We start from the raw sequence: 24,233 nt of genomic DNA on the forward strand, positions 1-24,233 counted from the left end.
TCGGTTGACGCCAGCGTTTGCGTGTAGGGTCACGTTGTCGCAAAATGCCGGCCTTCTTAGCTTGACGCTGCTGCACGGCCTACAACGGAAACCGCTGCTGTCATCGTGTTGATATGCCTTTGGGGGGCAATCGATGAAACGCAAACCGGATTTACTATGGATTTTGGTTATTTTGTTCGGCCTAGGCGTCGTGACTACCGGTTATGCCCAAAGTCTGTGGAGCAACAAGACTGACGCTCCGATCGAGTTAACCCAGCAACAGTCGTCGGCCTTCAAGCGCTAAGCTGTGCTCTTCGACGCCGCTGAGTCCGGTGGCGTCTACCCTGCGTAATACCAGGCCTTGTCTGTCACCGTTCCCTGCAACGGCACATCCCAGCTCGCTTGAGCCAGCCGCTCGACTTTTTGACATTCGTGAGCCAGCCCCAGCAACGTCGGCTTGCGCCAGCTTTTGCGGCGCGCCAGATACGCCAGGCTCCTGTCATAAAAGCCGCCACCCATGCCCAGGCGTCCACCGACGTCGTCGAATCCTACCAATGGCAACAGGACCAGATCCAGCGTCCAGATTTTGCGTTGCAAGGCGAGATTGGGTCGGGGTTCGAGGATGCGGAACCGGTTGGGCTTGAGCTTTTCGCCGGGGCGAATTCGCTGGAACACCATGCGAGTGCGCGGCCAGGCACTGAGTACTGGCAGGTAGGTCACCTTGCCCCGGCGCTGTGCGGCACGCAGCAGCTGGCTCGGATCGATTTCACCGTCGGTGGGCAGGTACAGCGAGATGTGTTTTGCGCGGCGAAATAGCGGGTGCTGGGCCAATTGCGTGTACAGCCCGCGAGCGGCCTGGCGCTGTTGACTGTGTGTCAGTGCGCGGCGGGCCTTGCGCAGCATGCGTCGAAGTTGCGGGCGGGGCAGCAGCGCAGGTTCGGTCATGGATTCGTGCTTCGGCAGTGCGGGTGACTTAAGCGTACCCGTAAAAAAGCCGATGCCGGTAATGAAACCGGCATCGGACTGGAATCAGGCTCCCCGGATGAACCGCTGCTGACTTAGCCCTTGAACCCGAAAGTTCAAGGTGGAAGATGCAGTAGGCTTTAAGGCTTTCCGTCTAGCGGACATGCACACCAGCCCAACGTGCAACCTCCAGGGTAGTGCGAATCGGCTCAGGGACGTGGTCAACTGGCAAGCACCCCAGGGAGTGATGCGAGTATACCCCAAGCGGTCGCACGAATCAGCCCTTGGTGACGTCCGGATCGGTAGCGAGCACCAGATCGACGCGATCCAGCAGGTCGCGAACCTGCTCCCGGGTCGAGCCGCTGGCCTGCACATCAGGGCGTTCTTCCTTGTGCAGGAGGTCGTGCGTGATGTTCAGCGCGGCCATTACGGCAATGCGATCGGCACCGATGACTTTGCCGCTGCTACGGATCTCGCGCATCTTGCCGTCCAGATAACGGGCGGCGCTCACCAGGTTGCTGCGCTCTTCCTGGGGGCAGATGATCGAATATTCTTTATCGAGGATCTGCACGGTAACGCTATTGCTTGAACTCATGAGTCTTGCTCCAGGGCCTTGAGGCGCGAAATCATCGACTCGACCTTACGCCGGGCGATTTCATTTTTTTCAATGAGGTGCGCGCGTTCCTCGCGCCAGGTCTTTTCCTGAGCTAATAGGAGTCCGTTTTGGCTCTTTAGTTGCTCGACTCGGTCAATTAACAACTCGAGTCTGGCCATCAGCGCTTGCAGGTCGGTGTCTTCCATTGTCTTCACTGTCTGATGGGTGTCGGACTGTAGGAGCGAGCTTGCTCGCGATGAACCCGAGAACGCTGCGGGGTGTCAGGTACCCTGCGTTATCGTTTGCGACCATCGCGAGCAAGCTCGCTCCTACAGAGGAGTCGATGTAGGATACAAGGCCTTCATTCTAGACATAGCGCCGTCTGGCGCCTAGCTGCCCATGCCCATTCAGAATTCCCCGTACAAAGCCTTCGCCACCCTGCTGACTTCCAGCGGTCATAACGTCTCGCCCGCTGAACTGCACGGGCTGTTGCTCGGCCGTAGTTGCGCTGGTGCCGGCTTCAGCGCCGAAGAGTGGCTGATCGACGCCGCCGAGCTGCTGGAGAGCGAGCCTCAAGACAACGTTCGCAACGCCTTGATCGGCTTGCAGGAGATGGTCAAGGGCGAGCTCACCGGCGACGACGTCACCGTCGTCCTGCTGTTGCCGACCGATGACGAGCCACTGGCGGACCGCGCTGCCGCACTGGGCCAATGGTGCCAGGGTTTCCTCAGCGGTTTTGGCCTGAACTGCCGTGACAGCAGTATGCTGAGCACCGAAGCAACTGAAGTGTTGCAGGATCTGGCGGCCATTTCCCAGGTGCAAGACGCCCTGGAAGAGTCCGACGATGGCGAAAGCGACTACATGGAAGTGATGGAGTACCTGCGCGTAGCACCGCTGCTGCTGTTCTCCGAAACCAGGAAGCCGCAAGCACCGGCTGCCGCCAAGCCGTCACTGCATTAATCGTTTGCCAGGGAAAGCCATCTGCCCATGATCCATATCCCGAAATCGGAATACAGCCGTCGCCGCAAGGCCCTGATGGCGCAGATGGAGCCCAACAGCATCGCCATTCTGCCCGCTGCAGCGGTGGCCATTCGCAATCGTGACGTCGAGCACGTCTACCGTCAGGACAGCGACTTCCAGTACCTGAGTGGCTTTCCCGAGCCCCAGGCCGTGCTGGTGCTGATGCCTGGGCGTTTACACGGCGAGTACATCCTGTTCTGCCGTGAACGCAATGCCGAGCGCGAGCTGTGGGACGGCCTGCGCGCGGGTCAGGAAGGCGCGATCCGCGAGTATGGCGCCGATGATGCGTTTCCCATTACGGACATCGACGACATCCTCCCAGGCCTTATCGAAGGGCGTGACCGGGTGTATTCGGCCATGGGCAGCCACCCTGAATTCGATCGGCACCTGATGGACTGGATCAACGTGATCCGCTCCAAGGCCCATCTTGGCGCCCAGCCGCCGAACGAATTCGTTGCCCTGGATCATCTGCTGCACGACATGCGCCTGTATAAATCGTCTGCAGAAGTGAAAGTAATGCGCGAGGCTGCACGGATTTCCGCCCAGGCGCATATCCGTGCGATGCAGGCCAGTCGCCCCGGGCTGTACGAGTACAGCCTGGAAGCCGAACTGGACTACGAATTCCGCAAGGGTGGGGCGAAGATGCCAGCTTATGGCTCGATCGTCGCCGCTGGGCGCAACACCTGCATCCTGCACTACCAGCAGAATGACGCGCTGCTCAAAGATGGCGACCTGGTGCTGATCGACGCCGCTTGCGAAATCGACTGCTACGCCAGCGACATCACCCGCACCTGGCCGGTGAACGGCAAGTATTCAGCAGAACAGAAAGCGATTTATGAATTGGTGCTGGCTTCCCAGGAGGCCGCATTCGCCGAGATCGCCCCGAACAAACACTGGAATCAGGCTCACGAAGCTACGGTCCGGGTGATCACCTCGGGCTTGGTGAAGCTGGGTCTGCTGCAGGGCGACGTCGATGAACTGATTGCCAGCGAGGCCTACAAGGCTTTCTACATGCATCGCGCCGGTCACTGGCTGGGCATGGATGTGCATGATGTCGGCGAGTACAAGGTTGGCGGTGAATGGCGGGTGCTTGAAGTCGGCATGGCACTGACGGTGGAACCGGGCATCTACATTGCTGCGGACAATCAGAAAGTTGCGAAAAAATGGCGCGGCATTGGCGTGCGCATCGAGGACGACGTGGTGGTGACCAAGACCGGTTGTGAAATTCTGACCAAAGGCGTGCCCAAAACGGTCGCCGAGATCGAGGCCTTGATGGCTGCCGCACGGGCACAGGCGGCATGAGTCGAGTAAACCTGGCAATCATCGGAGGCGGCCTGGTCGGTGCCAGTCTTGCCTTGGCTTTGCAGGCCGGGGCCAAGGTCCGTGGCTGGAAAATCGTGCTGATCGAGCCCTTTGCGCCTGGCGACACCTACCAGCCTAGCTACGATGCACGTTCCTCGGCACTGTCCTACGGCGCCCGCCAGATTTATCAACGGCTGGGCGTTTGGCAGGAAATTACCCGCCGCGCCGAACCGATCAAACAGATTCACGTCTCTGACCGAGGCCGCTTCTCTACCGCGCGCCTTTCGGCGATGGAGGAGGGCGTGCCAGCGCTGGGTTACGTGGTGGAAAATGCCTGGCTCGGGCAGTGCCTGTGGCAAGCGTTGGACAAGGAAGTGATCACCTGGCGTTGCCCGGCGGAAGTCACTCGCATGGAGCCGCTGACCGATGGCTATCGCCTGACCCTCAACGATGAAACCACCCTGGAATGCGATCTCGCCGTGCTGGCTGATGGTGGTCGCTCCGGGCTGCGCGAACAATTGGGCGTCGGCATCCGCAAGCGCCCGTATAACCAGAGCGCGTTGATTGCCAACATCACCCCGAGTGAATCCCATAACGGCGTGGCCTTCGAGCGTTTTACCGACGACGGCCCGATGGCATTGCTGCCATTGCCGGACAACCGCTGCGCGTTGGTCTGGACTCGCCTGGGCATGGACGCACAGCGCCTGGCGGCGCTGGACGAACGTGCTTTTCTCAGCGAATTGCAGGGTGTCTTCGGTTATCGCCTTGGCACCCTGAAGCAGGTCGGTGCGCGACATTTGTACCCTCTGGCGCTGATCGAGGCCGAGGAGCAGGTGCGTGCACACCTGGCAATTCTCGGCAACGCGGCCCATAGCCTGCACCCGATTGCCGGGCAGGGTTTCAACCTGTCGCTGCGTGATGCCCAGGCCCTAGCCGATGCGCTGCTGGCGAGCGAAAAAGCGCCCGGCGATTTCGCGATCTTGCAGGCTTACCGCGAGCGTCAGCGCCTGGATCAGAATCTGACGGTAGGCTTCTCGGACCAGGTCACTCGCCTGTTCGGTAGCACCCAGCCGCTGGTTTCCCTGGGGCGCAACCTCGGCCTGCTTGGCCTGGACCTGCTGCCGCCGGCCAAGCGCTGGTTCGCCCGGCAGGCCATGGGACTGGGTACCCGTCCCGATGCTTAACTGGTTGAGCAAAAAATTTGGCAAGGCACGGCTGATGCGTTGGGCGATGACCTTCTACCCGCCGTACTTGGGCGCCGGGGTGCGGGTGCAGCACATCAGCGACGACTTCCGTGACGTGCGGGTGCGCATGGGGCTGGGCTGGTACAACCGCAATTATGTTGGCACCCAGTTTGGCGGCAGCCTGTATTCGATGGTCGATCCGTTCTTCATGTTGATGCTGATGGAGAACCTCGGTCACCGCTATATCGTCTGGGACAAGGCCGCCGATATCGATTTCATTGTGCCAGGCAAGGGCCCGGTGTTCGCCCGCTTCACCATTGACGATACCTTGCTCGATGAGATCCGCCGCCAGACGGCCGATGGCAAAAAATACCTGCCGCAGTTGCAGGTCGATATTCATGACGGCGCCGGCCAGTTGGTGGCGCGGGTCGGCAAAACCCTTTACGTGCGGCTCAAGCCGCAAGCGAGACAGGCATAAGCATGGAAATGCGCGCAGATCTGCTGATTGTCGGGGCCGGAATGGTCGGCAGTGCCTTGGCGCTGGCGTTACAGGACAGCGGGCTGGAAGTGCTGCTGCTGGACGGCAGCCCCATGAGCGTCAAGCCCTTCGACAGCCAGGCGCCGTTCGAGCCGCGAGTGAGCGCACTGTCGGCCGCCAGCCAGCGGATTCTCGAACGTCTGGGCGTCTGGGAGGGCATTGCCGGGCGGCGCAGCAGTCCCTACACCGACATGCATGTGTGGGACGGCAGTGGCACCGGGCAGATTCACTTCTCGGCGGCGAGTGTCCATGCCGAAGTGCTGGGGCACATTGTCGAAAACCGGGTGGTTCAGGATGCCTTGCTTGATCGCCTGCACGACTGTGACCTCGGGATGCTGGCCAATGCACGCCTGGAGCGGATGCGTCGTTCCGGGGATGACTGGCTGCTGACCCTGGCCGACGGCCGCACGTTGCGCGCGCCGCTGGTCATCGCGGCCGATGGTGCCAATTCTGCGGTGCGGCGCCTGACCGGCGTCGCCACGCGCGAGTGGGATTACCTGCACCACGCGATCGTTACCAGCGTGCGCAGCTCGAATTCACATCAGATGACCGCCTGGCAACGCTTTACCGACCACGGCCCCCTGGCCTTCCTGCCGTTGGATCGGGACGGTCAGCAGGATTGGTGCTCGATTGTCTGGTCGACAACCCCGAGCGAAGCCGAACGGCTGATGGCGCTGGACGAACAAGGTTTCTGTCTTGAGCTGGAGCGGGCATTCGAAGGTCGACTCGGCACTGTACTGTTGGCCGATCCGCGAGTTTGCGTGCCGTTGCGTCAGCGCCATGCCAAGCGCTATGTGGCTGAAGGCCTGGCATTGATTGGCGACGCAGCCCATACCATTCACCCGCTGGCCGGGCAGGGTGTGAACCTGGGGTTCCTCGATGCGGCGGTGCTGGCCGAGGTACTGCTGCAAGCCCTGGAGCGCGGCGAGCGCTTGGCGGACCCGAAGGTGCTGAGCCGCTACGAGCGTCGGCGTATGCCGCACAACCTGGCGTTGATGGCGGCGATGGAGGGGTTTGAACGACTGTTCCAGGCGGATCCGTTGCCGGTGCGCTGGTTGCGTAATGCCGGGTTGAAACTGGTGGACCAGATGCCTGAGGCGAAGGCGCTGTTTGTGCGTGAGGCGTTGGGGTTGACTGGGGATTTGCCGGCGTTGGCCAAGGCCTGAGATTGGCGCTGGGGCTGATGGCAGGGTTAAGACAGTTGCTCCCACATTGGTTTTGGGGTTTTACCTCATCTTCTGAACACTGAAGATCCCCTGTGGGAGCGGGCTTGCTCGCGAAGGCGTCGGCCCATTCACCCCAAATCGCAAACTGTGCAACATCTGGTAACTCCTCCGCCCACTCATCGATTGAGAAGGTAAATGTGAGTCCTTATCATTTGCCCTCACATTTTTAATCGAGAGACCGCTCCCATGCTGGCACCGAAGCGTCTACTGACCGCACTCGCCCTGACCTTGATCGGCAGCACCGTCGCCCAGGCCGCCGATGAGGTAGTGGTTTACTCCTCGCGTATCGATGAACTGATCAAGCCCGTGTTTGATGCCTACACCGCAAAAACCGGGGTCCAGGTTAAATTCATCACCGACAAGGAAGCGCCGCTGATGCAGCGGATCAAGGCCGAGGGCGAGAATGCCACGGCTGACCTGCTGCTCACCGTCGATGCCGGCAACCTCTGGCAAGCGGAGCAGATGGGCATCCTGCAACCGTTCACTTCCAAAGTGATCGACGCCAACATCCCGCTGCAATACCGATCATCGGCCCACGCCTGGACCGGCCTGAGCCTGCGCGCGCGAACCATTGCCTTTTCGACTGAGCGAGTGAAACCCGGCGAGTTGACCACCTATGAAGGCTTGGCCGACAAGAACTGGGAAGGACGTCTGTGTCTGCGCACCGCGAAAAAGGTCTACAACCAGTCGCTGACGGCCACCATGATCGAAGTCCATGGCGCCGATAAAACCGAGCAGATCCTCAAGGGCTGGGTGAACAACCTATCCACCGACGTTTTCTCCGATGACATCGCCGTGCTGGAAGCGATCAATGCAGGCCAGTGCGATGTGGGCATCGTCAACACCTACTACTACGGTCGCCTGCACAAGCAAAAGCCCGACCTGGCGGTCAAGCTGTTCTGGCCCAACCAGGCTGATCGTGGAGTGCACGTCAACCTGTCGGGTATCGGCCTGACCAAACATGCGCCACACCCGGAAGCCGCCAAGGCGTTTGTGGAATGGATGACCACTCCTGAAGCGCAAAAAATCTTCGCCGACGTGAATCAGGAGTTCCCGGCAAATCCGGCTGTTCCGCCGTCCGCTGAAGTGGCGAGCTGGGGTAAGTTTGTCGCCGATACCCTGCCGGTGGAAATCGCCGGCAAGCGTCAGGCGGAAGCGATCCGGATGATGGATCGGGCTGGCTGGAACTGAGTTTGCAAGTTTAGAGATCAAAAAATCGCAGCCTCGTTTCACTCGACAGCTCCTACATTGGGATGATGTACACCCTGTAGGCGCTGCCGGAGCTGCGATCGTTTTGGGTTTTCCCTACACTGCACGATTTCCCCGCGAGAGCGCTTCCTTGGCCCACCCCGCCCAACGCCGCTGGTATCCCCTGGTCTTCGCCATCGCTGCGCTGGTCCTGCTGCCCCTCAGCGTCATGTTGCTGTCATGGCAAACCATCGATCAGCAGATTTGGTCGCACCTCTGGGATACCCAGATGCCGCGACTGCTGAGCAATACGCTGACCCTGGTGCTCGGGGTCGGGATCGGTGTGACGTTATTGGGCGTCAGCCTGGCCTGGCTCACCAGCCTCTGTGAGTTTCCCGGCCGCCGCTGGCTGGATTGGGCGCTGATGCTGCCGTTCGCGATCCCTGCGTACGTGCTGGCCTTTGTCTTCGTAGGGTTGCTTGATTTCGCCGGTCCCGTGCAAACGTTGATGCGTGAATGGTTCGGCACGGGGCTACGGCTGCCGCGAATACGCTCCACCGGTGGGGTTATCCTGGTTCTGGTGCTGGTGTTTTATCCCTACGTTTATCTATTGGCGCGCACGGCGTTTCTAGCCCAGGGCAAAGGCTTGATGGAGGCCGCGCGAGTCCTTGGCCAGTCCCCGTGGCAGGCGTTCTGGAGAGTGGCACTACCGATGGCTCGCCCGGCGATCGGTGCCGGCGTGGCGTTGGCCTTGATGGAGACCCTGGCGGATTTCGGCGCCGTGTCGGTGTTCAACTTCGATACGTTCACGACGGCCATCTACAAGACCTGGTACGGATTCTTCAGCCTGTCTACTGCGGCTCAGTTGGCCAGCCTGTTGTTGCTGGTGGTCATGGTGGTGCTGTACGGCGAGCGGCGGGCCCGTGGCGCCAACCGGGCGAGCAATGAGCGGCCGCGGGTCAAGGCGCTGTATCAACTGCGCGGCTTCAAGGCTGTGGCAGCCATGGGCTGGTGCGGCTTGGTGTTCGCTTGTGCCTTCGTCATCCCCATGCTGCAACTGGTCGTGTGGTTCTGGCAACGTGGGCGCTTCGACCTCGACGAGCGCTACGCCGGGCTGATCGTCCATACCCTTTATCTGGGCGCCATAGCGGCGTTGATCACCGTCAGCGTGGCGCTGGTGCTCGCATTTGCCCGCCGCCTGGCGCCGACCCGGGCGATTAGTTCCGGCGTAAGTCTGGCCAATCTGGGTTACGCCTTGCCCGGGTCGGTTCTGGCGGTATCGATCATGCTGGCGTTCAGTTATCTGGATCGCGAACTGGTGGTTCCGCTATCCGGTTGGTTGGGCGGGGCTGGCAAGCCGTTGCTGCTGGGCAGCCTGTGCGCGTTGTTGCTGGCCTACCTGGTGCGATTCATTGCAGTGGCCTACGGGCCACTGGAAAACAGCCTGGCGCGTATACGGCCATCTTTGCCCGAAGTGGCACGTAGCCTCGGCGTCAGTGGACCTCGACTGTTTTTCAAGGTGTATCTGCCGTTATTGCTACCGGGGACCTTGAGCGCTGCATTGCTGGTATTCGTCGACGTGCTCAAGGAAATGCCCGCGACCCTGCTGATGCGCCCGTTTGGCTGGGATACGCTGGCCGTGCGGATCTTTGAAATGACCAGCGAAGGAGAGTGGGCAAGGGCATCCTTGCCGGCACTGACGCTCGTTCTGGTGGGGCTGTTACCGGTCATCGGATTGATCAGACGCTCAGCGCATCGAAACGCCTAGGTGTCAGTCCTACACCTTGCAGCTACAATGCGCGGCATTCGGTGCGGCATGTCCTACATATCAGGTCACTGAAACCGGCTGGAAGCCCTCTAATTCAAGGCCTCCAGTCCGTGCAGAACTCGCCCGCACCTTCGCCACGCCCGGAAGGAGAAACCCATGGGACAGCGTACGCCTCTGTATGACCTTCATCTCGCCCTCGGTGCGAAGATGGTCGATTTTGGCGGTTGGGATATGCCCCTGCATTACGGCTCGCAGGTCGAGGAGCACCACCAGGTGCGCCGCGATTGCGGGGTTTTCGATGTATCCCACATGACCGTGATCGATGTCAGCGGCCCCCAGGCCAAGGCCTGGCTCCAGTATCTGCTGGCCAATGATGTTGAGCGATTGCACAGCCCCGGCTGTGCCCTGTATAGCACCATGCTCAACGAGCGGGGCGGCATCGTCGATGACATGTTGGTCTACCGACTCGAGGACAGTTATCGGCTGGTGGTCAATGCGTCCACTCGCGACCAGGATCTGGCCTGGATGCAGGTGCATCTTGACGGGTTCGACGTGCAGTTGGTTGAGCGCTCGGAACTGGCCATGCTGGCCATCCAGGGCCCCCAGGCTCGACACAAGATCTGCGAACTCGTCTCCCAGTCCCGTGGCAACCTGATCCAGCTGCTCAAGCCGTTCGAAGGTCGGTCCGACGGTGACTGGTTCATCGCCCGTACCGGCTATACCGGTGAAGACGGCCTGGAAATTGTCCTGCCCGCCAGTCAGGCGCCGGGTTTCTTCAACGATCTGGTCGGCGCGGGCATCTCGCCGATCGGGCTGGGTGCACGGGATACGTTGCGGGTCGAAGCCGGTATGAATCTTTACGGCCAGGACATCGATCAAGATGTTTCCCCCTTGGCTTCGAACATGGCCTGGAGCATTGCCTGGGAGCCGGCCAATCGCCAGTTCATCGGCCGTGCGGCCCTGGAGGCCGAGCGGGCCGGTGGCGTCCAGCACAAACTGGTCGGCCTGGTGCTGGAAGAGCGTGGGGTACTTCGCGCTCATCAGGTGGTTCGGATAGCCGATGTTGGCGAAGGAGAGATCACCAGTGGTAGTTTCTCTCCTACGCTTAGCAAGTCGATTGCACTGGCGCGCGTGCCAATGGCAACTGCCGACCGCGCCGAAGTGGAAATCCGTGGCAAGTGGTACCCGGTCCGAGTGGTCAAACCGACCTTCGTACGCCATGGCAAAACCTTGATCTAACCCTTTTTTGGCGGACTACGACCGCTGACATTTATTCTTGAGGACACAGAAATGAGCGATATCCCTGCCGACCTGCGCTTTGCCGAAAGTCACGAATGGGCTCGCCTTGAAGCCGATGGCACCGTCACCGTGGGTATCAGTGACCACGCTCAGGAAGCCCTGGGTGACGTGGTGTTCGTCGAGTTGACCGAAGTCGGTAAAGTCTTCGCCGCCGAAGATCAGGCCGGCGTAGTCGAGTCGGTGAAGGCCGCCTCTGACATCTATGCCCCGGTTGCGGGTGAAGTGATTGCAATCAACGAAGAGCTGGGCGGTTCGCCTGAGTTGCTCAACACCGACCCGTACGGTGCCTGGATCTTCAAGCTGAAGCCAAGCAACGCTGCTGACTTGGACAAGCTGCTCGATGCAGCCGCCTACAAAGCCGCTATCGGCGAGTAAGCGCTCAGCGTCACCCCAAAGCCCCGACCTGTCGGGGCTTTTTATTATTTGATGGATTTTACCTGGGGGAGCGATCCTGAATGGCGTTCGGCAGTGCCTGCTATGCTGGTTTGACCGTGTTACATCGACGTCGAGAGAGCCCGTCATGTCCCAGTTGCCGTCCCTGAGCCAGTTACGCGACCCTAACACCTTCCTTCGCCGTCACCTCGGCCCCGATACCGCCGAGCAGCAAGCCATGCTCGATAGCCTGGGCATCGGCAGCCGTGTCGAGCTGATCGAGCAGACGGTGCCGCCGGGAATTCGCCTGAACCGCGCCCTTGACCTGCCACCCGCACTCGACGAAGAAGCCGCGTTGGCCAAGCTGCGCGGCTATGCCGGGCAAAACCAGGTCTGGACCAGTTTGATTGGCATGGGCTACCACGGCACCCTCACGCCGACCGTCATTTTGCGCAACGTCCTGGAAAATCCCGGTTGGTACACCGCCTATACCCCTTATCAGCCGGAGATCGCCCAGGGCCGACTGGAGGCGCTGCTGAACTTCCAGCAAATGACCATCGACCTCACCGGTCTGGAGCTGGCCAATGCCTCGCTGCTGGATGAAGCCACGGCGGCGGCGGAAGCCATGGCGCTGGCCAAGCGCGTGGCCAAGTCGCGAAGCAACATGTTCTTCGTCGATGAAAACTGTCATCCGCAGACCATCTCAGTGGTGAAGACCCGTGCAGAAGGTTTTGGTTTTGAGCTGATCATCGACTCGGTGGACAACCTCAGGCAGCACCAAGTCTTCGGCGCGCTCCTGCAGTATCCCGACACGCACGGCGAAATCGGTGATTTACGCCCGGTAATAGACCAATTACATGCCCAGCAAGCACTGGCTTGCGTCGCAACCGACCTGTTAAGTCTGCTGATGCTCACTCCGCCGGGAGAACTGGGTGCCGATGTGGTGTTCGGCTCGTCCCAGCGATTTGGGGTGCCCATGGGCTACGGCGGACCCCATGCGGCATTCTTCGCCAGTCGCGAGGAATACAAGCGGGCAATTCCGGGGCGCATCATTGGCGTGTCCAAGGATGCTCGCGGCAACGTAGCCTTACGGATGGCCCTGCAGACCCGCGAGCAACATATCCGCCGCGAAAAGGCCAACTCGAATATCTGCACCGCCCAGGTCCTGCTCGCCAACATTGCCAGCTGCTACGCGCTCTATCACGGTCCGCAGGGGCTAAAGCGCATCGCCCAAAAAGTCCATCGCTTGACCTGCATTCTGGCGGCGGGACTTGAGCGCCACGGCATCACCCGTATCAATCAGCACTTCTTCGACACCCTGACCCTGGAAGTGGGTGGCACACAGACCGCGATCATCGAAAGCGCCCGGGCGGCGCAGATCAATCTGCGCATCCTGGGGCGCGGGCAACTGGGTCTCAGCCTGGACGAAACCAGCGACGAAAATACCGTCGCCCGATTGTTCGATGTGTTTCTCGGCGCCGATCATGGGCTCATCGTCGCGGAACTGGATGCAGAACCCTTGGCCAGCGGCATTCCAGAGGGGCTGCTCAGGACCTCGCCCTATCTGCAACACCCGGTGTTCAACGCCCATCACAGCGAAACCGAAATGCTGCGCTACCTCAAGCAGTTGGAGAACAAGGACCTGGCGCTCAACCAGTCGATGATTCCGCTGGGCTCCTGCACCATGAAGCTCAATGCCACCAGTGAGATGATCCCCATCACGTGGCCAGAATTCGCCAACCTGCACCCCTTCGTACCGAGGGAACAGGCAAAGGGTTATGCGTTGATGATCGAGGAACTGGAGCGCTGGCTCTGCGCGATCACTGGATTCGACGCCATCTGCATGCAACCCAACTCCGGTGCTCAAGGCGAATACGCCGGGCTACTGGCGATTCGCAAATACCATGAGAGCCGGCAGCAAGGCGCGCGGGATGTTTGCCTGATTCCATCCTCGGCCCACGGCACCAACCCGGCTTCGGCGCAGATGGCCGGGATGCGCGTGGTGATCGTCGAGTGCGACGAGGCAGGCAATGTTGACCTGGACGACCTGAAGGACAAGGCCGCCGTCGCAGGGGACAAACTCGCCTGCCTGATGGCGACGTATCCTTCGACACATGGCGTGTACGAAGAGGGGATCAGCGAGATTTGCGAAGTTGTCCACAGCCACGGTGGCCAGGTGTACATGGATGGCGCCAACCTGAATGCCCAGGTAGGGCTGGCGCGCCCGGCCGACATTGGCGCGGATGTCTCGCACATGAACCTGCACAAAACCTTCTGCATTCCCCACGGCGGCGGCGGGCCGGGCATGGGGCCGATCGGCGTGCGTGCGCATCTGGCGCCGTTCGTGGCCAACCACCCGGTGGTGCCGATTGACGGGCCGCTGCCACAGAATGACGCGGTGAGTGCTGCTCCCTGGGGCAGCGCGAGCATCCTGCCGATCAGTTGGATGTACATCGCGATGATGGGGCCGCAATTGGCAGACGCCAGCGAGGTGGCGATTCTCGCAGCCAACTACTTGGCGCAGCATCTGTCTGGCGCTTTTCCTGTGCTCTACACCGGACGCAACGGGCGGGTGGCGCATGAATGCATTCTCGATTTGCGCCCCCTGAAAGCGTTGACCGGGATCAGCGAAGAAGACGTTGCCAAACGCTTGATGGACTACGGTTTCCATGCCCCAACCATGTCGTTTCCGGTGCCCGGGACCCTGATGGTGGAGCCTACCGAAAGCGAGTCGAAAGCGGAGCTGGACCGCTTCATCGGCGCGATGCTCAGCATCCGCGCGGAAATCACCGAAGTGCAGAACGGTAACTGGCCGGCTGAGGACAACCCGCTCAAGGGAGCGCCGCATACGTTGGCGGATATCACCGGGGTCTGGGAGCGGCCCTACAGCATTGAGCAGGCGGTGACGCCGGATGCCCATACCAAGGCGCACAAATACTGGCCGGCGGTGAATCGGGTGGACAATGTGTACGGCGACCGCAACCTGTTTTGCGCGTGCGTGCCGGTGGATGATTACCGCTGAAACACCCTTGACGCTGCCACAGGGGGCACGGAGGTGATTTGTTTGGCAAAAAAATGCCGCTCATGGGAGCGGCATTTTTGTTCAGCTAACAGGCTTATTCCGAGGCAATGGCATTTTTCGCCAGGATTGCATTCGCCAGCTCCATGTCCGTGGCCTGCAGGCCAGGATTGTCGGCGCGGACTTTCTGCATCGCGGCTTCCAGGTACGGGCCGCGTATGCCGCCATCGCTGGCGACGAAGCTGCCGGCATCGTCTTTAGCAGCAACAATCAGCTTGTGATCCTTGAACGTCAGGTAAGTCGAGCCGGTGGTAGCACCGGACGAGAGGACGTTACGCCAAAAGCTGTCGGCCATCGCCGATCCAACTGGAAGGGACAGCAAGGCGATGGTAGCGACAGCAAACTTGAAACGCATGATGGGTGACTCCACTGGGTTAACTACCGCGTTGGATCGCCAATTTGGCAATCGAGTTCCGTGTTGGCTCACTCGGACGGTTCCACCAGCAGAATTGCGCCTTGCTGCCCCGTCACCCGGACACGACTGCCAGGCGCCGCATCGGGCCCGCGGGCCATCCACACTCCGTCGGCAACCTTGATTTTGCCGCGTCCGTCGACGATTGCTTCGTGCACGACAAAGGTCTTGCCGATCAACTCCTGGCCCCGCAAGTTGAGGTTCGGCTCGTCACTCTGGCGTACCGCGCTGCGCTGACGTCGCCACCAGTACAGCGCCATGGCGATCGAGAGCAGGCCGAACAGCAGGAACTGCAGCTCCCAGGACATCCCCGGAAGCAGGAAGGTCAACACGCCCACGGCTGCGGCGGCCATGCCGATCCACAGCAGATAGCCGCCGGCACCGAATACTTCAAGAATCAGCAGCAGCGTGCCGACGGCCAGCCAGTCCCAGAACGACAGATTTTGCAGGAATGCCCACATGGTATGCCTCAGGCCTTCTTGTTATCGAACGTCGCCTTGACGATTTCGCCGATGCCGCCAACTGCGCCGATCATCGAACTGGCCTCAAGCGGCATCAGGATCACTTTGCTGTTGTTCGCCGATGCCAGTTTGCCCAGCGCATCGATATACTTTTGGGCGACGAAGTAATTGACCGCTTGCACGTTGCCGCCGGCGATCGCTTCCGACACCACCTTGGTGGCCTGGGCTTCTGCCTCGGCTTGACGCTCCCGGGCTTCAGCTTCGAGGAACGCGGCCTGGCGACCGCCCTCGGCTTCGAGGATTTGCGCCTGCTTCTTGCCTTCGGCGGTCAGGATCGCTGCGGCACGCAGGCCTTCGGCTTCGAGGATCTGGGCGCGCTTGATCCGTTCGGCCTTCATCTGCCCGGACATCGCCGCCATCAGGTCGGCAGGTGGGCTGATGTCTTTGATTTCGATCCGGGTGATCTTGATGCCCCACGGTGCAGTCGCCTCATCGACGGTGCGCAGCAGTTTTTCGTTGATCCCGTCACGCTGGCTCAGCATCGCATCCAGCTCCATGGAGCCCAGGACGGTACGGATGTTGGTCTGCAGCAGGTTGCGAACCGCGTGTTCAAGGTTGTTGACCTCATAGGCCGCCTGCGCCGTGTTGACCACCTGGAAGAAGCACACCGCATCGATCTGCACCGTGGCGTTGTCGGCGGTGATGACTTCCTGTGGTGGAATATCCAGGACGCTTTCCATCACGTTGATTTTGCGACCGATGCGGTCCATGACCGGAATGATGATGTTCAGGCCGGGTTTGAGGGTGTTGGTGTAACGGCCGAATCGTTCGACCGTCCATTGGTAGCCCTGGGGCACGACTTTGAAACCCATGAAAAGGATGGCGACCACCAGGCCGACAAAAAGCAAGAGCACGGTACCGATCTGCATAACGATTCCCTGTTGAGTGCATCAATGAGTTCTCGACCGAAGAAGTGTAGCGGTGCGGGTCATGGATATGAACTGGAACGAAGCCCTCGCATCATCAAGAGACACAAAAGGGTTATTTCTGCTCGCTCTGCGGCGTGACCCGCAGCACCTCTTCTATGGTCGTCAGCCCGGCCGCGACCTTCTGCGCTCCGGATAATCGCAAACTGCGCATGCCTTCCTTGAAGGCCTGCCTGCGCACTGCCAGCAAGTCGGTATCGGGACTGATCAGTGCCTTGATCCCGTCAGTCAACTGCATGATTTCATACACCCCCGCACGTCCACGGTAGCCGGTGTCGCGACACTCCAGGCAGCCGATGGCGCGCTGGGCGTTACCCGGTAGCGGTGCCTGCCATGGCCTGGTCAGGGTTTGCCAGTCTTCTTCGCCCAGGGCCAGTGGTGCCTTGCAGTGCGGGCAAAGGGTGCGCACCAGGCGCTGGGCCATGACGCCGAGCACCGTAGCCTTGATCAGGTAGTGCGGCACGCCCAGTTCCAGCAGGCGGCTGATGGCGCTGGGTGCATCGTTGGTATGCAGCGTCGAGAGTACAAGGTGGCCGGTGAGCGCAGCCTGGATCGCCATTTCAGCGGTTTCGAGGTCGCGGATCTCGCCAATCATGATGATGTCCGGGTCTTGCCTCATCAGCGCGCGAACGCCGGCGGCAAAGGTCAGGTCGATGTTGTGCTGGACCTGCATCTGGTTAAACGCCGGCTCGACCATTTCGATCGGATCCTCGATGGTGCAGAGGTTGACCTCGGGCGTCGCCAGTTTCTTGAGGGTGGTGTAGAGCGTGGTGGTCTTGCCGGAACCGGTCGGCCCGGTGACCAGGATGATGCCGTTGGGTTGTCGGGTCATGTCCTGCCAGCGGCGCAGGTCTTCGGCGGAAAAGCCCAGCTGATCAAAATCCTTGAGCAGCACTTCCGGGTCGAAAATGCGCATCACCATTTTTTCGCCGAACGCCGTCGGCAACGTCGATAGTCGCAGCTCGACTTCACCACCGTCCGGAGTCTTGGTCTTCACCCTGCCATCCTGGGGTTTGCGCTTTTCTGCAACGTTCATCCGGCCCAGGCTTTTGAGGCGGCTGACGATTGCCATGGTCACCTGCGGCGGGAATTGATAGACGTTGTGCAGGACACCGTCGATGCGAAAGCGCACGGTGCCCTGCTCACGCCGCGGCTCGATATGAATATCGCTGGCGCGCTGCTGGAAAGCGTACTGGAACAGCCAGTCGACGATGTTGACGATGTGTGCGTCGTTGGCGTCCGGTTCCTGGTCGCTGGCACCGAGGTTGAGCAACTGTTCAAAGTTGCCCATGGAATTGATCTGCTGATCACCGGTAGTCGCTCCGCTGACCGATTTGGCCAGGCGGAAAAATTCCACGCTGAAGCGCTGGATGTCCACCGGGTTGGCCACCACCCGTTTGATCGGCAGCTTAAGTACATGAGTCAGGTCGGCCTCCCAGCCGTTAACGTAGGGCTGGGCGCTGGCCACAGTGACGGCGTCGCGGTCGACCGAGACCGCAAGAATCTTGTGGCGCTGGGCGAACGCGTAGGACATCAGGGGCGTGATGGCCGCGACATTGATCTTCAGCGGGTCGATACGCAGGTAGGGCTGGCCGGCCTGCTGCGAGAGCCACAGGGTCAGGCTTTCCAGGTCGAGATGCTTGCCGGGACGGCTGAGATCGTCGAGATGCTGGCCGGCAATGAACTCCAGAGGATGCAGTTGGCCATTAGCCGCGTGGCGCCGTCGGGCATTGAGTGCGAGTTCGGCCGAGTCCTGGCTGATGAAACCTTGGGCGACCAGCTCGCGCAGCAAATCATTGAGATCCAGCCAGCGGTCCTGAATGGCGAGTTGAACGGACATGCGGGCTCCTCAAGAACAACAGTGCGCACAGGATAGACGCGCAGCTGCCAACCGTTGGGCCATTACCCGACGAAGCAGTATCGAGGGGTTTCAGCCTGCCGCTTGAGCCTGGGAATTCCAGAAGGTATCGGCATTTTGCAGGTCGACCGAGCTGACGCTGATCAGGTTACGCAATTTTTCCGCTATCACCTCGGCGCGATGCCAGCTCAGGCCATCGATGACGATGACGATCGACAGCACATCGTCGCTGCGTTGCACATTCACCTGATGCGGGGTCAGGCACTGCAGGGCAAACAGATTGAGCGCACGACACAGCAGGTCGGGTTCGGCCTCTGCCAGCAGCTGGTAGTGTACGCGGCAATGAGCGTTATCAACGTTCCAGACATCGCAGCGCAGGGTGGGAATGTTTACAGCTTCGAGGTGAGGCATGGTGCAGGCTCCAGAATCAGTGGAGGAATTTTCACATTCGGAGCCGGGTATTTCTTATCTATGATGGGTATTATTAGCGATTCATTGAATCATATAATTCAATTTAAGCGGGGTAACAGGTTTATTTATGCACAGTGAGCTGGATGGCTACGACCGCAAGATTCTCGCCCTGCTGCAGGAAGACGCGTCGCTCTCCAGCGCGCAGATTGCCGAGCAGGTCGGGTTGTCGCAGTCGCCGTGCTGGCGGCGGATTCAGCGGATGAAGGAGGAGGGGATCATTCGTGGCCAGGTGACGCTGCTGGATCGCAAGAAGATCGGGCTGAATACGCAGATTTTTGCCGAGATCAAACTCAACGCCCATGGGCGCTCGAACTTCACTGAATTCACCGAGTCGATTCGCGGCTTTCCCGAGGTGCTGGAATGTTATGTGCTGATGGGATCGGTGGATTTCCTGTTGCGGATCGTCACGGCGGACATTGAGGCGTATGAGCGGTTTTTCTTCGAGAAGTTGTCGATGGTGCCGGGGATTCAGGAGGTGAACTCGATTGTGGCGTTGTCGGAGATCAAGTCGACGACGAGTTTGCCCGTGTTGCGGTGAAGCAAAAGATCGCAGCCTGCTGCAGCGCCTACAGGGGAATGTGTACACCCCCTGGTCTGCCGAAGGCTGCGATCTTTTAACGGTGTTACATACGCAGTAGCATTTTCCAGGCCCGATTCTGATAAACCGCAATTGCCTGCTGCTTGCGCGCATCCAGCGATTCGTCGGTGATCGGCTCGTTGGCCAGTTGCGCCAGCTGTTTCAGCTCACCGTACAGGCGATCCATTTCCGGGATCTCCAGCACGCCACGGGCATGGTGCAGCCAGGACTGGATGCGCTCGATGCGCGGCAGTTGCTCGGCGAGGTCTTCCGGTTGCTGCTGATAGCGCTGCAGTTGCAAGGAAGTTGCCTCTTCGCCCAGCAGGCGCGGTAGCCAACTGCCCAGTTGCGCCGCGCCCTGGCGATTGCCGCGCACGTTGCGCTCGGCGGTCCAGGTGCGGGCCAGCAACCAACGCGAAGTGTTCAGGGAGAACAGGCCCCAGCGCGGGTCTTCGAGTTCTTCGAGGAACTGTTCAGGTGCGGCTTTGCGCACATCCTCATCATCCAGCCCTGCCTGGACCAGCGGACGCCAGTCTTCGAGCAAGGCATCCAGCGCGACACGCAGGTCGTGGGTCGATTGACGTGGTGCGGCTTGCCCCAGGCTGCTCAGCAGTGCGCGCATTTCAGCCAGGTTCTCGACCCAGTCCTGCAGTAGACGCCAGTGACCATTGAAGCGGTACTGCTCGGCCAGGCGCTGGCTGCTGCCGAGCAAATGCCAGCACAGCGCGGCGAATGCGTCGTCCAGCGGCATTTCGGCACTGATCTGCGGCGCCGGCAGGCTCAGCGAATAACTGTTGGCGTCGTACAGGCGATAGCCGCGCTCGGCCTTGCTGATGTCACACGGCATCAACGCGAGGGTCGCGGCCAGTTCGGCAGCCAGCTCCAGCAGGGCAGCAGGTTCGCCTTCGCGCAGCTCCAGTTCCAGCTCGCAGATTTCTTCCTTCTGCTTGCCGACCACTACATGGCCCAGGTCCAGTGCGGCTTCGATGACTACTTTGGTTTTGCCACGGCCCCAAGCGATTTCGGCACGCTCGCGAACGAAATCAGTAGTGAAAATGGCTTTCAGGGTTTTCTTGTCCAGCTCGGCCAACTCTTCAGGCCAGCATTCGCCGTCGAGTTTTTTCACATCGAGCTTGGCTTTGGGCAGGTTCCAGTCGTATTCGTTACGCTCGGAAAGACCGGCAACGCTCTGGCCGCGGGTCTTGAGGGTCTGAATCACTTCTTCGCCATCGCGGCGCAGGCGCAGGGCAACCTTGGCGCGAGCCAGGTCGCGCTCAGGCGTGTCGAAGTACTGGTTCATCAGTTCACGGCGTTCCCAGCCACTTTTGTTGCGTTTTTTCAGTAGCGGGTGCTCGCGTAGAGCAGCGAGGGTTTCGCGGCTGACGCGGAGTTTGATTTCGGTTTCTTTCTGCATGGCCGGAAAATCCAGGATCGGGAGCGCAGCCGGGGGAATGTGTGGCTGCCAAGGCCGTGCAGTGTACAGGACTCATCCACCCTCCGCGCCGCGACGGTTTATTCCTGTCGCTGGATGGCTCTATGATGGACTTCAATTCGGGAGTTGGAGTCAGCGATGCCTTTGCCGTCCATGAAAGATCAGTTCGCTGCGCTGATCGCCGCACCGTCCGTCAGTTGCACCCAGGCCAGCCTCGATCAGACCAACCGCCCGGTCATCGACTTACTGGCCACCTGGCTGGGCGACTTGGGTTTCGCCTGCGATATCCAGCAGGTCAGCCCCGGTAAATTTAATCTGCTCGCCAGCTACGGTTCCGGCCCCGGCGGCCTGGTGCTGGCCGGGCATAGCGACACCGTGCCGTTCGATGGCGCCTTGTGGCAGACCGATCCGTTGAAGCTCACCGAAGTCGACGGCCGCTGGGTGGGTCTGGGCAGCTGCGACATGAAGGGCTTTTTTGCCCTGATCATCGAAGCCGTCATCCCTTTGCTCGACCAACCGTTCAAGCAACCGCTGATGATCCTCGCCACCTGCGACGAAGAAAGCTCGATGTCCGGTGCCCGCGCGCTTGCTGCAGCCGGACGTCCGCTGGGGCGTGCAGCAGTGATCGGCGAACCGACCGGGCTGAAGCCGATTCGCATGCACAAGGGCATCATGATGGAGCGCATCGACATTCTCGGGCAGAGTGGCCATTCCTCGGACCCGCGCCTGGGCCACAGTGCGCTCGAAGCGATGCACGATGCCATCGGTGAGCTGCGTGGCCTGCGCCTGCTGTGGCAGCGCGAATTTCGTAACCCGCAGTTCGGCGTACCCACGCCGACCATGAACTTCGGGTGTATCCACGGCGGCGACAACCCCAACCGGATCTGCGGGCAGTGCTCCCTCGAGTTTGATTTGCGCCCGTTGCCGGGCATGGACCCAAAGGCGTTGCGCGCAGAGATTTTGCAGAGGCTCAAGCCGGTAGCCGAGCGGCATCAGGTGAAGATCGATTACGCGCCGCTGTTCCCTGAAGTGCCGCCCTTCGAGCAGGCGCAAGACTCAGAGTTGGTGCGCATTGCCGAAAAGCTCACCGGTCATATAGCCGAAGCAGTGGCGTTCGGCACCGAAGCGCCTTATCTTCAGCGCCTTGGTTGTGAAACGCTGGTGCTTGGCCCAGGGGATATAGCCTGTGCGCACCAGCCGGGGGAATACCTCGAAATGTCACGTTTGCAGCCTACGGTGCATCTATTACGTCAACTGATTGAATATTACTGCCTGACACCGGCCCAAACCCCGATGCCTGGCGGCTAAACACAATCCCCTGTGGGAGCGGTGTTTCGGCCGGCAGACCGTTTAAATTGTCGGGGTTCAAACCCCTATTCATGAGGAGAGCGCGCGTGTCGCCAAGCCTGTTCCGACGATAACCATCAGCCCGCTGTGCGTTGTTCCGTTTCGCCCATTTTTTGGCTGCTATTTATTACAGGCCCAGGTTCATGCCCGAATACGTTAATTGGCTTCGTCACGCTTCCCCATACATCAACGCCCATCGCGATTGCACCTTCGTCGTCATGCTGCCCGGCGATGGCGTGGAACATCCGAACTTCGGCAACATCGTCCATGACCTGGTGCTGCTGCACAGCCTGGGCGTGCGGCTGGTGCTGGTCCACGGTTCCCGTCCCCAGATCGAAGCCCGCCTGGCTGCCCGAGGCCTGACCCCGCATTACCACCATGGGATGCGCATCACCGATGCCGCCACCCTTGAGTGCGTGATCGATGCCGTCGGTCAGTTGCGGATCGCCATCGAAGCGCGGCTGTCGATGGACATGGCGTCATCGCCGATGCAGGGCTCGCGCCTGCGGGTGACCAGCGGCAATCTGGTGACCGCACGGCCGATAGGCGTGCTGGAAGGGGTTGATTATCACCATACCGGTGAAGTGCGTCGGGTCGACCGCAAAGGCATCAATCGCCTGCTGGACGAGCGCTCCATCGTGTTGTTGTCGCCTTTGGGTTATTCGCCAACCGGCGAGATATTCAACCTGGCTTGCGAAGACGTCGCGACCCGCGCCGCCATCGACCTGGGCGCCGACAAACTGTTGCTGTTCGGTGCCGACCTGGGCCTGATCGACGAGAACGGACGCTTGGTGCGCGAGTTACGTCCCCAGCAGGTGCCGGCCCACCTGTTGCGCCTGGGCAACAACTATCAGGGTGAACTGCTCGATGCCGCCGCCGAAGCTTGCCGAGGCGGTGTCGCGCGCAGTCATATCGTCAGTTATGCCGAAGACGGTGCGCTGCTGACCGAGCTCTTCACCCGCGACGGTGGCGGTACGCTGGTGGCCCAGGAGCAATTCGAAATCGTGCGCGAAGCGGCGATCGAAGACGTGGGTGGATTACTGGATCTGATCAGCCCGCTGGAAGAACAGGGAATCCTGGTGCGTCGTTCCCGCGAGGTACTGGAGCGCGAGATCGAGCAGTTCAGCGTGGTCGAGCGCGAAGGCATGATTATCGCTTGTGCAGCGCTGTATCAGATTGCCGATTCGGATACGGGTGAGCTGGCGTGCCTGGCGGTAAACCCGGAGTACCGGCACGGCGGCCGTGGCGATGAACTGCTGGAGCGCATTGAGACTCGCGCCCGGGCCCAGGGCTTGAAAACCCTGTTCGTACTGACGACCCGCACGGCCCACTGGTTCCGCGAGCGTGGGTTTGTGCCAAGTAGCGTGGACCGGCTGCCGTCGGCGCGAGCGTCGCTGTACAACTATCAGCGAAATTCGAAGATCTTCGAAAAAACCCTGTAACGCGATCCTCTGTAGGCGCTGCCGCAGGCTGCGGTCTTTTGACTTGTTTTTTTAGATCAAAAGATCGCAGCCTGCGGCAGCTCTACAGGGGGATTGCGTTTACTCCACATATTTCGAGCTGACATACGCCGAATAATCCGGCAGCACCGCCTCGACCTTGCCCTGCTCCTTCAAGAACCTCGCCGTCTCGCCGATCGCCTTGGCCGTGCCGCCTTACAGCCGCGCGGTAGTCTGTTGTGCCTTGGCGTCCGGGAACGCTGAACCCGCAAGCAACTCAGGCACATCGGCGGAAGCAATGGCGGTGACCGCCTCCGGCCCGCTGTTGCAGCGGCGCCAATCGATATTCTGGCCAATGGTTTGCTCGTACAGGCCGTCTGCCTGCGGCACTTTGCTGGGATCGATACCGGTTTGATATCTGACCGTGAGGTTTGACGCGTGAGCGCTGAATGAAATTAAAGCCGATACACAAACTGTAACAATTGGGTTGGATAGTGCGCGCTTGATTGTCATGGTCAGGCCTTCGATGAGAGGAAATAGGGGGCTCCCTTAAATCTAATCGAACTAAAAAATAACAAATTAATATCCTTTAAGAATTAGCTTGTAGGCTCACTTCCCTTGGGACGGGCCCTGCGCTCAATTCCTAAAGGATATAAAGAACGCATCGGATGCTTCACGTTGGATTTATGCCGCGGGCATTAACCGGCAGAGACCCGATTTACGGAGTTAGACTATGG

General features: G+C 60.4%; 23 protein-coding genes, 1 other RNA gene and 1 pseudogene. 14 read left to right on the forward strand and 11 right to left on the reverse strand.

Translation table 11 applies throughout. The features are described 5' to 3' along the window. The first annotated feature begins 133 nt into the window (after nt 1–133). Nucleotides 134–283 (forward strand): hypothetical protein, encoded by a 150-nt coding sequence (locus L9059_RS08295; protein ID WP_247289911.1) that lies wholly within the window; start codon nt 134–136, stop codon nt 281–283. Nucleotides 284–318: 35 nt separating this feature from the next. Here L9059_RS08295 and L9059_RS08300 read toward each other — a convergent pair whose 3' ends face one another. From L9059_RS08300 to L9059_RS08315, 4 genes are all read right to left on the reverse strand, one after another. Continuing rightward, the gene (locus L9059_RS08300) at nt 319–924 is read right to left on the reverse strand and encodes a 5-formyltetrahydrofolate cyclo-ligase (RefSeq protein WP_247289913.1); all 606 of its coding nucleotides are present in this window, start codon (nt 922–924) and stop codon (nt 319–321) included. An 86-nt stretch (nt 925–1,010) separates the two neighbouring features. Continuing rightward, nucleotides 1,011–1,189: non-coding RNA, 6S RNA (ssrS, locus tag L9059_RS08305), on the reverse strand. A 30-nt stretch (nt 1,190–1,219) separates the two neighbouring features. After that, the gene (locus L9059_RS08310) at nt 1,220–1,537 is read right to left on the reverse strand and encodes a cell division protein ZapA (protein WP_007942435.1); all 318 of its coding nucleotides are present in this window, start codon (nt 1,535–1,537) and stop codon (nt 1,220–1,222) included. Continuing rightward, the gene (locus tag L9059_RS08315) at nt 1,534–1,743 is read right to left on the reverse strand and encodes a TIGR02449 family protein (protein WP_003177365.1); all 210 of its coding nucleotides are present in this window, start codon (nt 1,741–1,743) and stop codon (nt 1,534–1,536) included. Before L9059_RS08315 ends, L9059_RS08310 begins: the two co-directional genes overlap by 4 nt. A 193-nt stretch (nt 1,744–1,936) precedes the next feature. Between L9059_RS08315 and L9059_RS08320 the strand changes: the two genes are divergently transcribed. The 10 genes from L9059_RS08320 to gcvP all read left to right on the forward strand — a co-directional run bounded on the left by L9059_RS08320 (nt 1,937) and on the right by gcvP (nt 14,456). Then, the gene (locus L9059_RS08320) at nt 1,937–2,497 is read left to right on the forward strand and encodes a YecA/YgfB family protein (protein ID WP_247289915.1); all 561 of its coding nucleotides are present in this window, start codon (nt 1,937–1,939) and stop codon (nt 2,495–2,497) included. A gap of 27 nt (nt 2,498–2,524) precedes the next feature. Then, entirely contained in the window at nt 2,525–3,859 is a 1,335-nt protein-coding gene (pepP, locus tag L9059_RS08325; RefSeq protein WP_247289918.1) for a Xaa-Pro aminopeptidase, read from the forward strand. After that, nucleotides 3,856–5,043 carry a 2-octaprenyl-6-methoxyphenyl hydroxylase gene (gene ubiH / locus L9059_RS08330; RefSeq protein ID WP_247289920.1) on the forward strand — a complete coding sequence of 396 codons (1,188 nt, stop codon included), beginning with the start codon at nt 3,856–3,858 and terminating at the stop codon, nt 5,041–5,043. The genes pepP and ubiH overlap by 4 nt, the downstream gene beginning before the upstream one ends. Then, nucleotides 5,036–5,521, forward strand: a complete 486-nt coding sequence (locus L9059_RS08335) for a DUF4442 domain-containing protein (protein ID WP_247289922.1) — start codon at nt 5,036–5,038, stop codon at nt 5,519–5,521. The genes ubiH and L9059_RS08335 overlap by 8 nt, the downstream gene beginning before the upstream one ends. An 8-nt stretch (nt 5,522–5,529) precedes the next feature. Then, on the forward strand, nt 5,530–6,747 hold the full coding sequence (locus tag L9059_RS08340) for a 2-octaprenyl-3-methyl-6-methoxy-1,4-benzoquinol hydroxylase (RefSeq protein WP_247290038.1): 1,218 nt from the start codon (nt 5,530–5,532) through the stop codon (nt 6,745–6,747). Nucleotides 6,748–6,993: 246 nt separating this feature from the next. Further along, entirely contained in the window at nt 6,994–7,998 is a 1,005-nt protein-coding gene (locus tag L9059_RS08345) for an extracellular solute-binding protein (RefSeq protein ID WP_247289924.1), read from the forward strand. A gap of 148 nt (nt 7,999–8,146) precedes the next feature. Next, nucleotides 8,147–9,763: an ABC transporter permease gene (locus tag L9059_RS08350; RefSeq protein WP_247289926.1), complete on the forward strand. Its 1,617-nt coding sequence runs from the start codon at nt 8,147–8,149 to the stop codon at nt 9,761–9,763. A 156-nt stretch (nt 9,764–9,919) separates the two neighbouring features. Next, complete coding sequence (gene gcvT / locus L9059_RS08355) at nt 9,920–11,002, forward strand: glycine cleavage system aminomethyltransferase GcvT (RefSeq protein ID WP_247289928.1); 1,083 nt, start codon at nt 9,920–9,922, stop codon at nt 11,000–11,002. A gap of 51 nt (nt 11,003–11,053) precedes the next feature. After that, nucleotides 11,054–11,437 carry a glycine cleavage system protein GcvH gene (gene gcvH, locus L9059_RS08360; protein ID WP_247289930.1) on the forward strand — a complete coding sequence of 128 codons (384 nt, stop codon included), beginning with the start codon at nt 11,054–11,056 and terminating at the stop codon, nt 11,435–11,437. Nucleotides 11,438–11,582: 145 nt separating this feature from the next. Continuing rightward, nucleotides 11,583–14,456, forward strand: coding sequence for an aminomethyl-transferring glycine dehydrogenase (gene gcvP, locus L9059_RS08365; RefSeq protein ID WP_247289933.1), 2,874 nt, complete (start codon nt 11,583–11,585; stop codon nt 14,454–14,456). A 94-nt stretch (nt 14,457–14,550) separates the two neighbouring features. On the opposite strand, the gene L9059_RS08370 is transcribed toward gcvP, so the two are convergent. The 5 genes from L9059_RS08370 to L9059_RS08390 form a co-directional block, all read right to left on the reverse strand. After that, nucleotides 14,551–14,868: a DUF2388 domain-containing protein gene (locus tag L9059_RS08370; RefSeq protein WP_247289935.1), complete on the reverse strand. Its 318-nt coding sequence runs from the start codon at nt 14,866–14,868 to the stop codon at nt 14,551–14,553. Nucleotides 14,869–14,936: 68 nt separating this feature from the next. After that, the gene (locus L9059_RS08375; protein WP_247289937.1) at nt 14,937–15,386 is read right to left on the reverse strand and encodes an NfeD family protein; all 450 of its coding nucleotides are present in this window, start codon (nt 15,384–15,386) and stop codon (nt 14,937–14,939) included. An 8-nt stretch (nt 15,387–15,394) separates the two neighbouring features. Beyond that, nucleotides 15,395–16,315 (reverse strand): SPFH domain-containing protein, encoded by a 921-nt coding sequence (locus tag L9059_RS08380; RefSeq protein ID WP_247289939.1) that lies wholly within the window; start codon nt 16,313–16,315, stop codon nt 15,395–15,397. 112 nt (nt 16,316–16,427) lie between these two features. Next, nucleotides 16,428–18,212: a type IV pilus assembly ATPase TfpB gene (tfpB, locus tag L9059_RS08385; protein ID WP_045059636.1), complete on the reverse strand. Its 1,785-nt coding sequence runs from the start codon at nt 18,210–18,212 to the stop codon at nt 16,428–16,430. A gap of 90 nt (nt 18,213–18,302) precedes the next feature. After that, on the reverse strand, nt 18,303–18,641 hold the full coding sequence (locus tag L9059_RS08390) for a hypothetical protein (protein WP_247289941.1): 339 nt from the start codon (nt 18,639–18,641) through the stop codon (nt 18,303–18,305). A gap of 127 nt (nt 18,642–18,768) precedes the next feature. Between L9059_RS08390 and L9059_RS08395 the strand changes: the two genes are divergently transcribed. Beyond that, the gene (locus L9059_RS08395) at nt 18,769–19,239 is read left to right on the forward strand and encodes an Lrp/AsnC family transcriptional regulator (protein WP_105340727.1); all 471 of its coding nucleotides are present in this window, start codon (nt 18,769–18,771) and stop codon (nt 19,237–19,239) included. An 85-nt stretch (nt 19,240–19,324) separates the two neighbouring features. Here L9059_RS08395 and L9059_RS08400 read toward each other — a convergent pair whose 3' ends face one another. Then, the gene (locus L9059_RS08400) at nt 19,325–20,692 is read right to left on the reverse strand and encodes a CYTH domain-containing protein (protein ID WP_247289943.1); all 1,368 of its coding nucleotides are present in this window, start codon (nt 20,690–20,692) and stop codon (nt 19,325–19,327) included. Nucleotides 20,693–20,848: 156 nt separating this feature from the next. On the opposite strand from L9059_RS08400, the gene argE reads away from it, so the two are divergent. Next, the gene (gene argE / locus L9059_RS08405; RefSeq protein WP_247289945.1) at nt 20,849–22,018 is read left to right on the forward strand and encodes an acetylornithine deacetylase; all 1,170 of its coding nucleotides are present in this window, start codon (nt 20,849–20,851) and stop codon (nt 22,016–22,018) included. A gap of 182 nt (nt 22,019–22,200) precedes the next feature. Continuing rightward, nucleotides 22,201–23,499 (forward strand): amino-acid N-acetyltransferase, encoded by a 1,299-nt coding sequence (gene argA, locus L9059_RS08410; RefSeq protein WP_247289947.1) that lies wholly within the window; start codon nt 22,201–22,203, stop codon nt 23,497–23,499. Between the two features lie 99 nt (nt 23,500–23,598). Here the strand turns inward: argA and L9059_RS08415 are convergent. Then, nucleotides 23,599–24,009, reverse strand: a pseudogene (locus L9059_RS08415) (hypothetical protein). Nucleotides 24,010–24,233 lie beyond the last annotated feature (224 nt).

It is taken from the genome of Pseudomonas violetae (assembly GCF_023072615.1).
Classification (GTDB): Bacteria; Pseudomonadota; Gammaproteobacteria; order Pseudomonadales; family Pseudomonadaceae; genus Aquipseudomonas; species Aquipseudomonas violetae.

Excerpts from the sequence above, each read along its gene's own strand:
- L9059_RS08300 (WP_247289913.1), bottom strand. The coding sequence starts at position 924 with ATGACCGAACCTGCGCTGCTGCCCCGCCCGCAACTTCGACGCATGCTG.
- gcvP (WP_247289933.1), top strand. The coding sequence starts at position 11,583 with ATGTCCCAGTTGCCGTCCCTGAGCCAGTTACGCGACCCTAACACCTTC.
- L9059_RS08395 (WP_105340727.1), top strand. The coding sequence starts at position 18,769 with ATGCACAGTGAGCTGGATGGCTACGACCGCAAGATTCTCGCCCTGCTG.
- pepP (WP_247289918.1), top strand. The coding sequence starts at position 2,525 with ATGATCCATATCCCGAAATCGGAATACAGCCGTCGCCGCAAGGCCCTG.
- L9059_RS08320 (WP_247289915.1), top strand. The coding sequence starts at position 1,937 with ATGCCCATTCAGAATTCCCCGTACAAAGCCTTCGCCACCCTGCTGACT.
- L9059_RS08380 (WP_247289939.1), bottom strand. The coding sequence starts at position 16,315 with ATGCAGATCGGTACCGTGCTCTTGCTTTTTGTCGGCCTGGTGGTCGCC.
- L9059_RS08370 (WP_247289935.1), bottom strand. The coding sequence starts at position 14,868 with ATGCGTTTCAAGTTTGCTGTCGCTACCATCGCCTTGCTGTCCCTTCCA.
- argA (WP_247289947.1), top strand. The coding sequence starts at position 22,201 with ATGCCCGAATACGTTAATTGGCTTCGTCACGCTTCCCCATACATCAAC.
- gcvT (WP_247289928.1), top strand. The coding sequence starts at position 9,920 with ATGGGACAGCGTACGCCTCTGTATGACCTTCATCTCGCCCTCGGTGCG.
- L9059_RS08335 (WP_247289922.1), top strand. The coding sequence starts at position 5,036 with ATGCTTAACTGGTTGAGCAAAAAATTTGGCAAGGCACGGCTGATGCGT.
- L9059_RS08315 (WP_003177365.1), bottom strand. The coding sequence starts at position 1,743 with ATGGAAGACACCGACCTGCAAGCGCTGATGGCCAGACTCGAGTTGTTA.
- L9059_RS08295 (WP_247289911.1), top strand. The coding sequence starts at position 134 with ATGAAACGCAAACCGGATTTACTATGGATTTTGGTTATTTTGTTCGGC.
- L9059_RS08390 (WP_247289941.1), bottom strand. The coding sequence starts at position 18,641 with ATGCCTCACCTCGAAGCTGTAAACATTCCCACCCTGCGCTGCGATGTC.
- L9059_RS08400 (WP_247289943.1), bottom strand. The coding sequence starts at position 20,692 with ATGCAGAAAGAAACCGAAATCAAACTCCGCGTCAGCCGCGAAACCCTC.
- tfpB (WP_045059636.1), bottom strand. The coding sequence starts at position 18,212 with ATGTCCGTTCAACTCGCCATTCAGGACCGCTGGCTGGATCTCAATGAT.
- gcvH (WP_247289930.1), top strand. The coding sequence starts at position 11,054 with ATGAGCGATATCCCTGCCGACCTGCGCTTTGCCGAAAGTCACGAATGG.
- argE (WP_247289945.1), top strand. The coding sequence starts at position 20,849 with ATGCCTTTGCCGTCCATGAAAGATCAGTTCGCTGCGCTGATCGCCGCA.
- L9059_RS08310 (WP_007942435.1), bottom strand. The coding sequence starts at position 1,537 with ATGAGTTCAAGCAATAGCGTTACCGTGCAGATCCTCGATAAAGAATAT.
- L9059_RS08345 (WP_247289924.1), top strand. The coding sequence starts at position 6,994 with ATGCTGGCACCGAAGCGTCTACTGACCGCACTCGCCCTGACCTTGATC.
- ubiH (WP_247289920.1), top strand. The coding sequence starts at position 3,856 with ATGAGTCGAGTAAACCTGGCAATCATCGGAGGCGGCCTGGTCGGTGCC.
- L9059_RS08375 (WP_247289937.1), bottom strand. The coding sequence starts at position 15,386 with ATGTGGGCATTCCTGCAAAATCTGTCGTTCTGGGACTGGCTGGCCGTC.
- L9059_RS08340 (WP_247290038.1), top strand. The coding sequence starts at position 5,530 with ATGCGCGCAGATCTGCTGATTGTCGGGGCCGGAATGGTCGGCAGTGCC.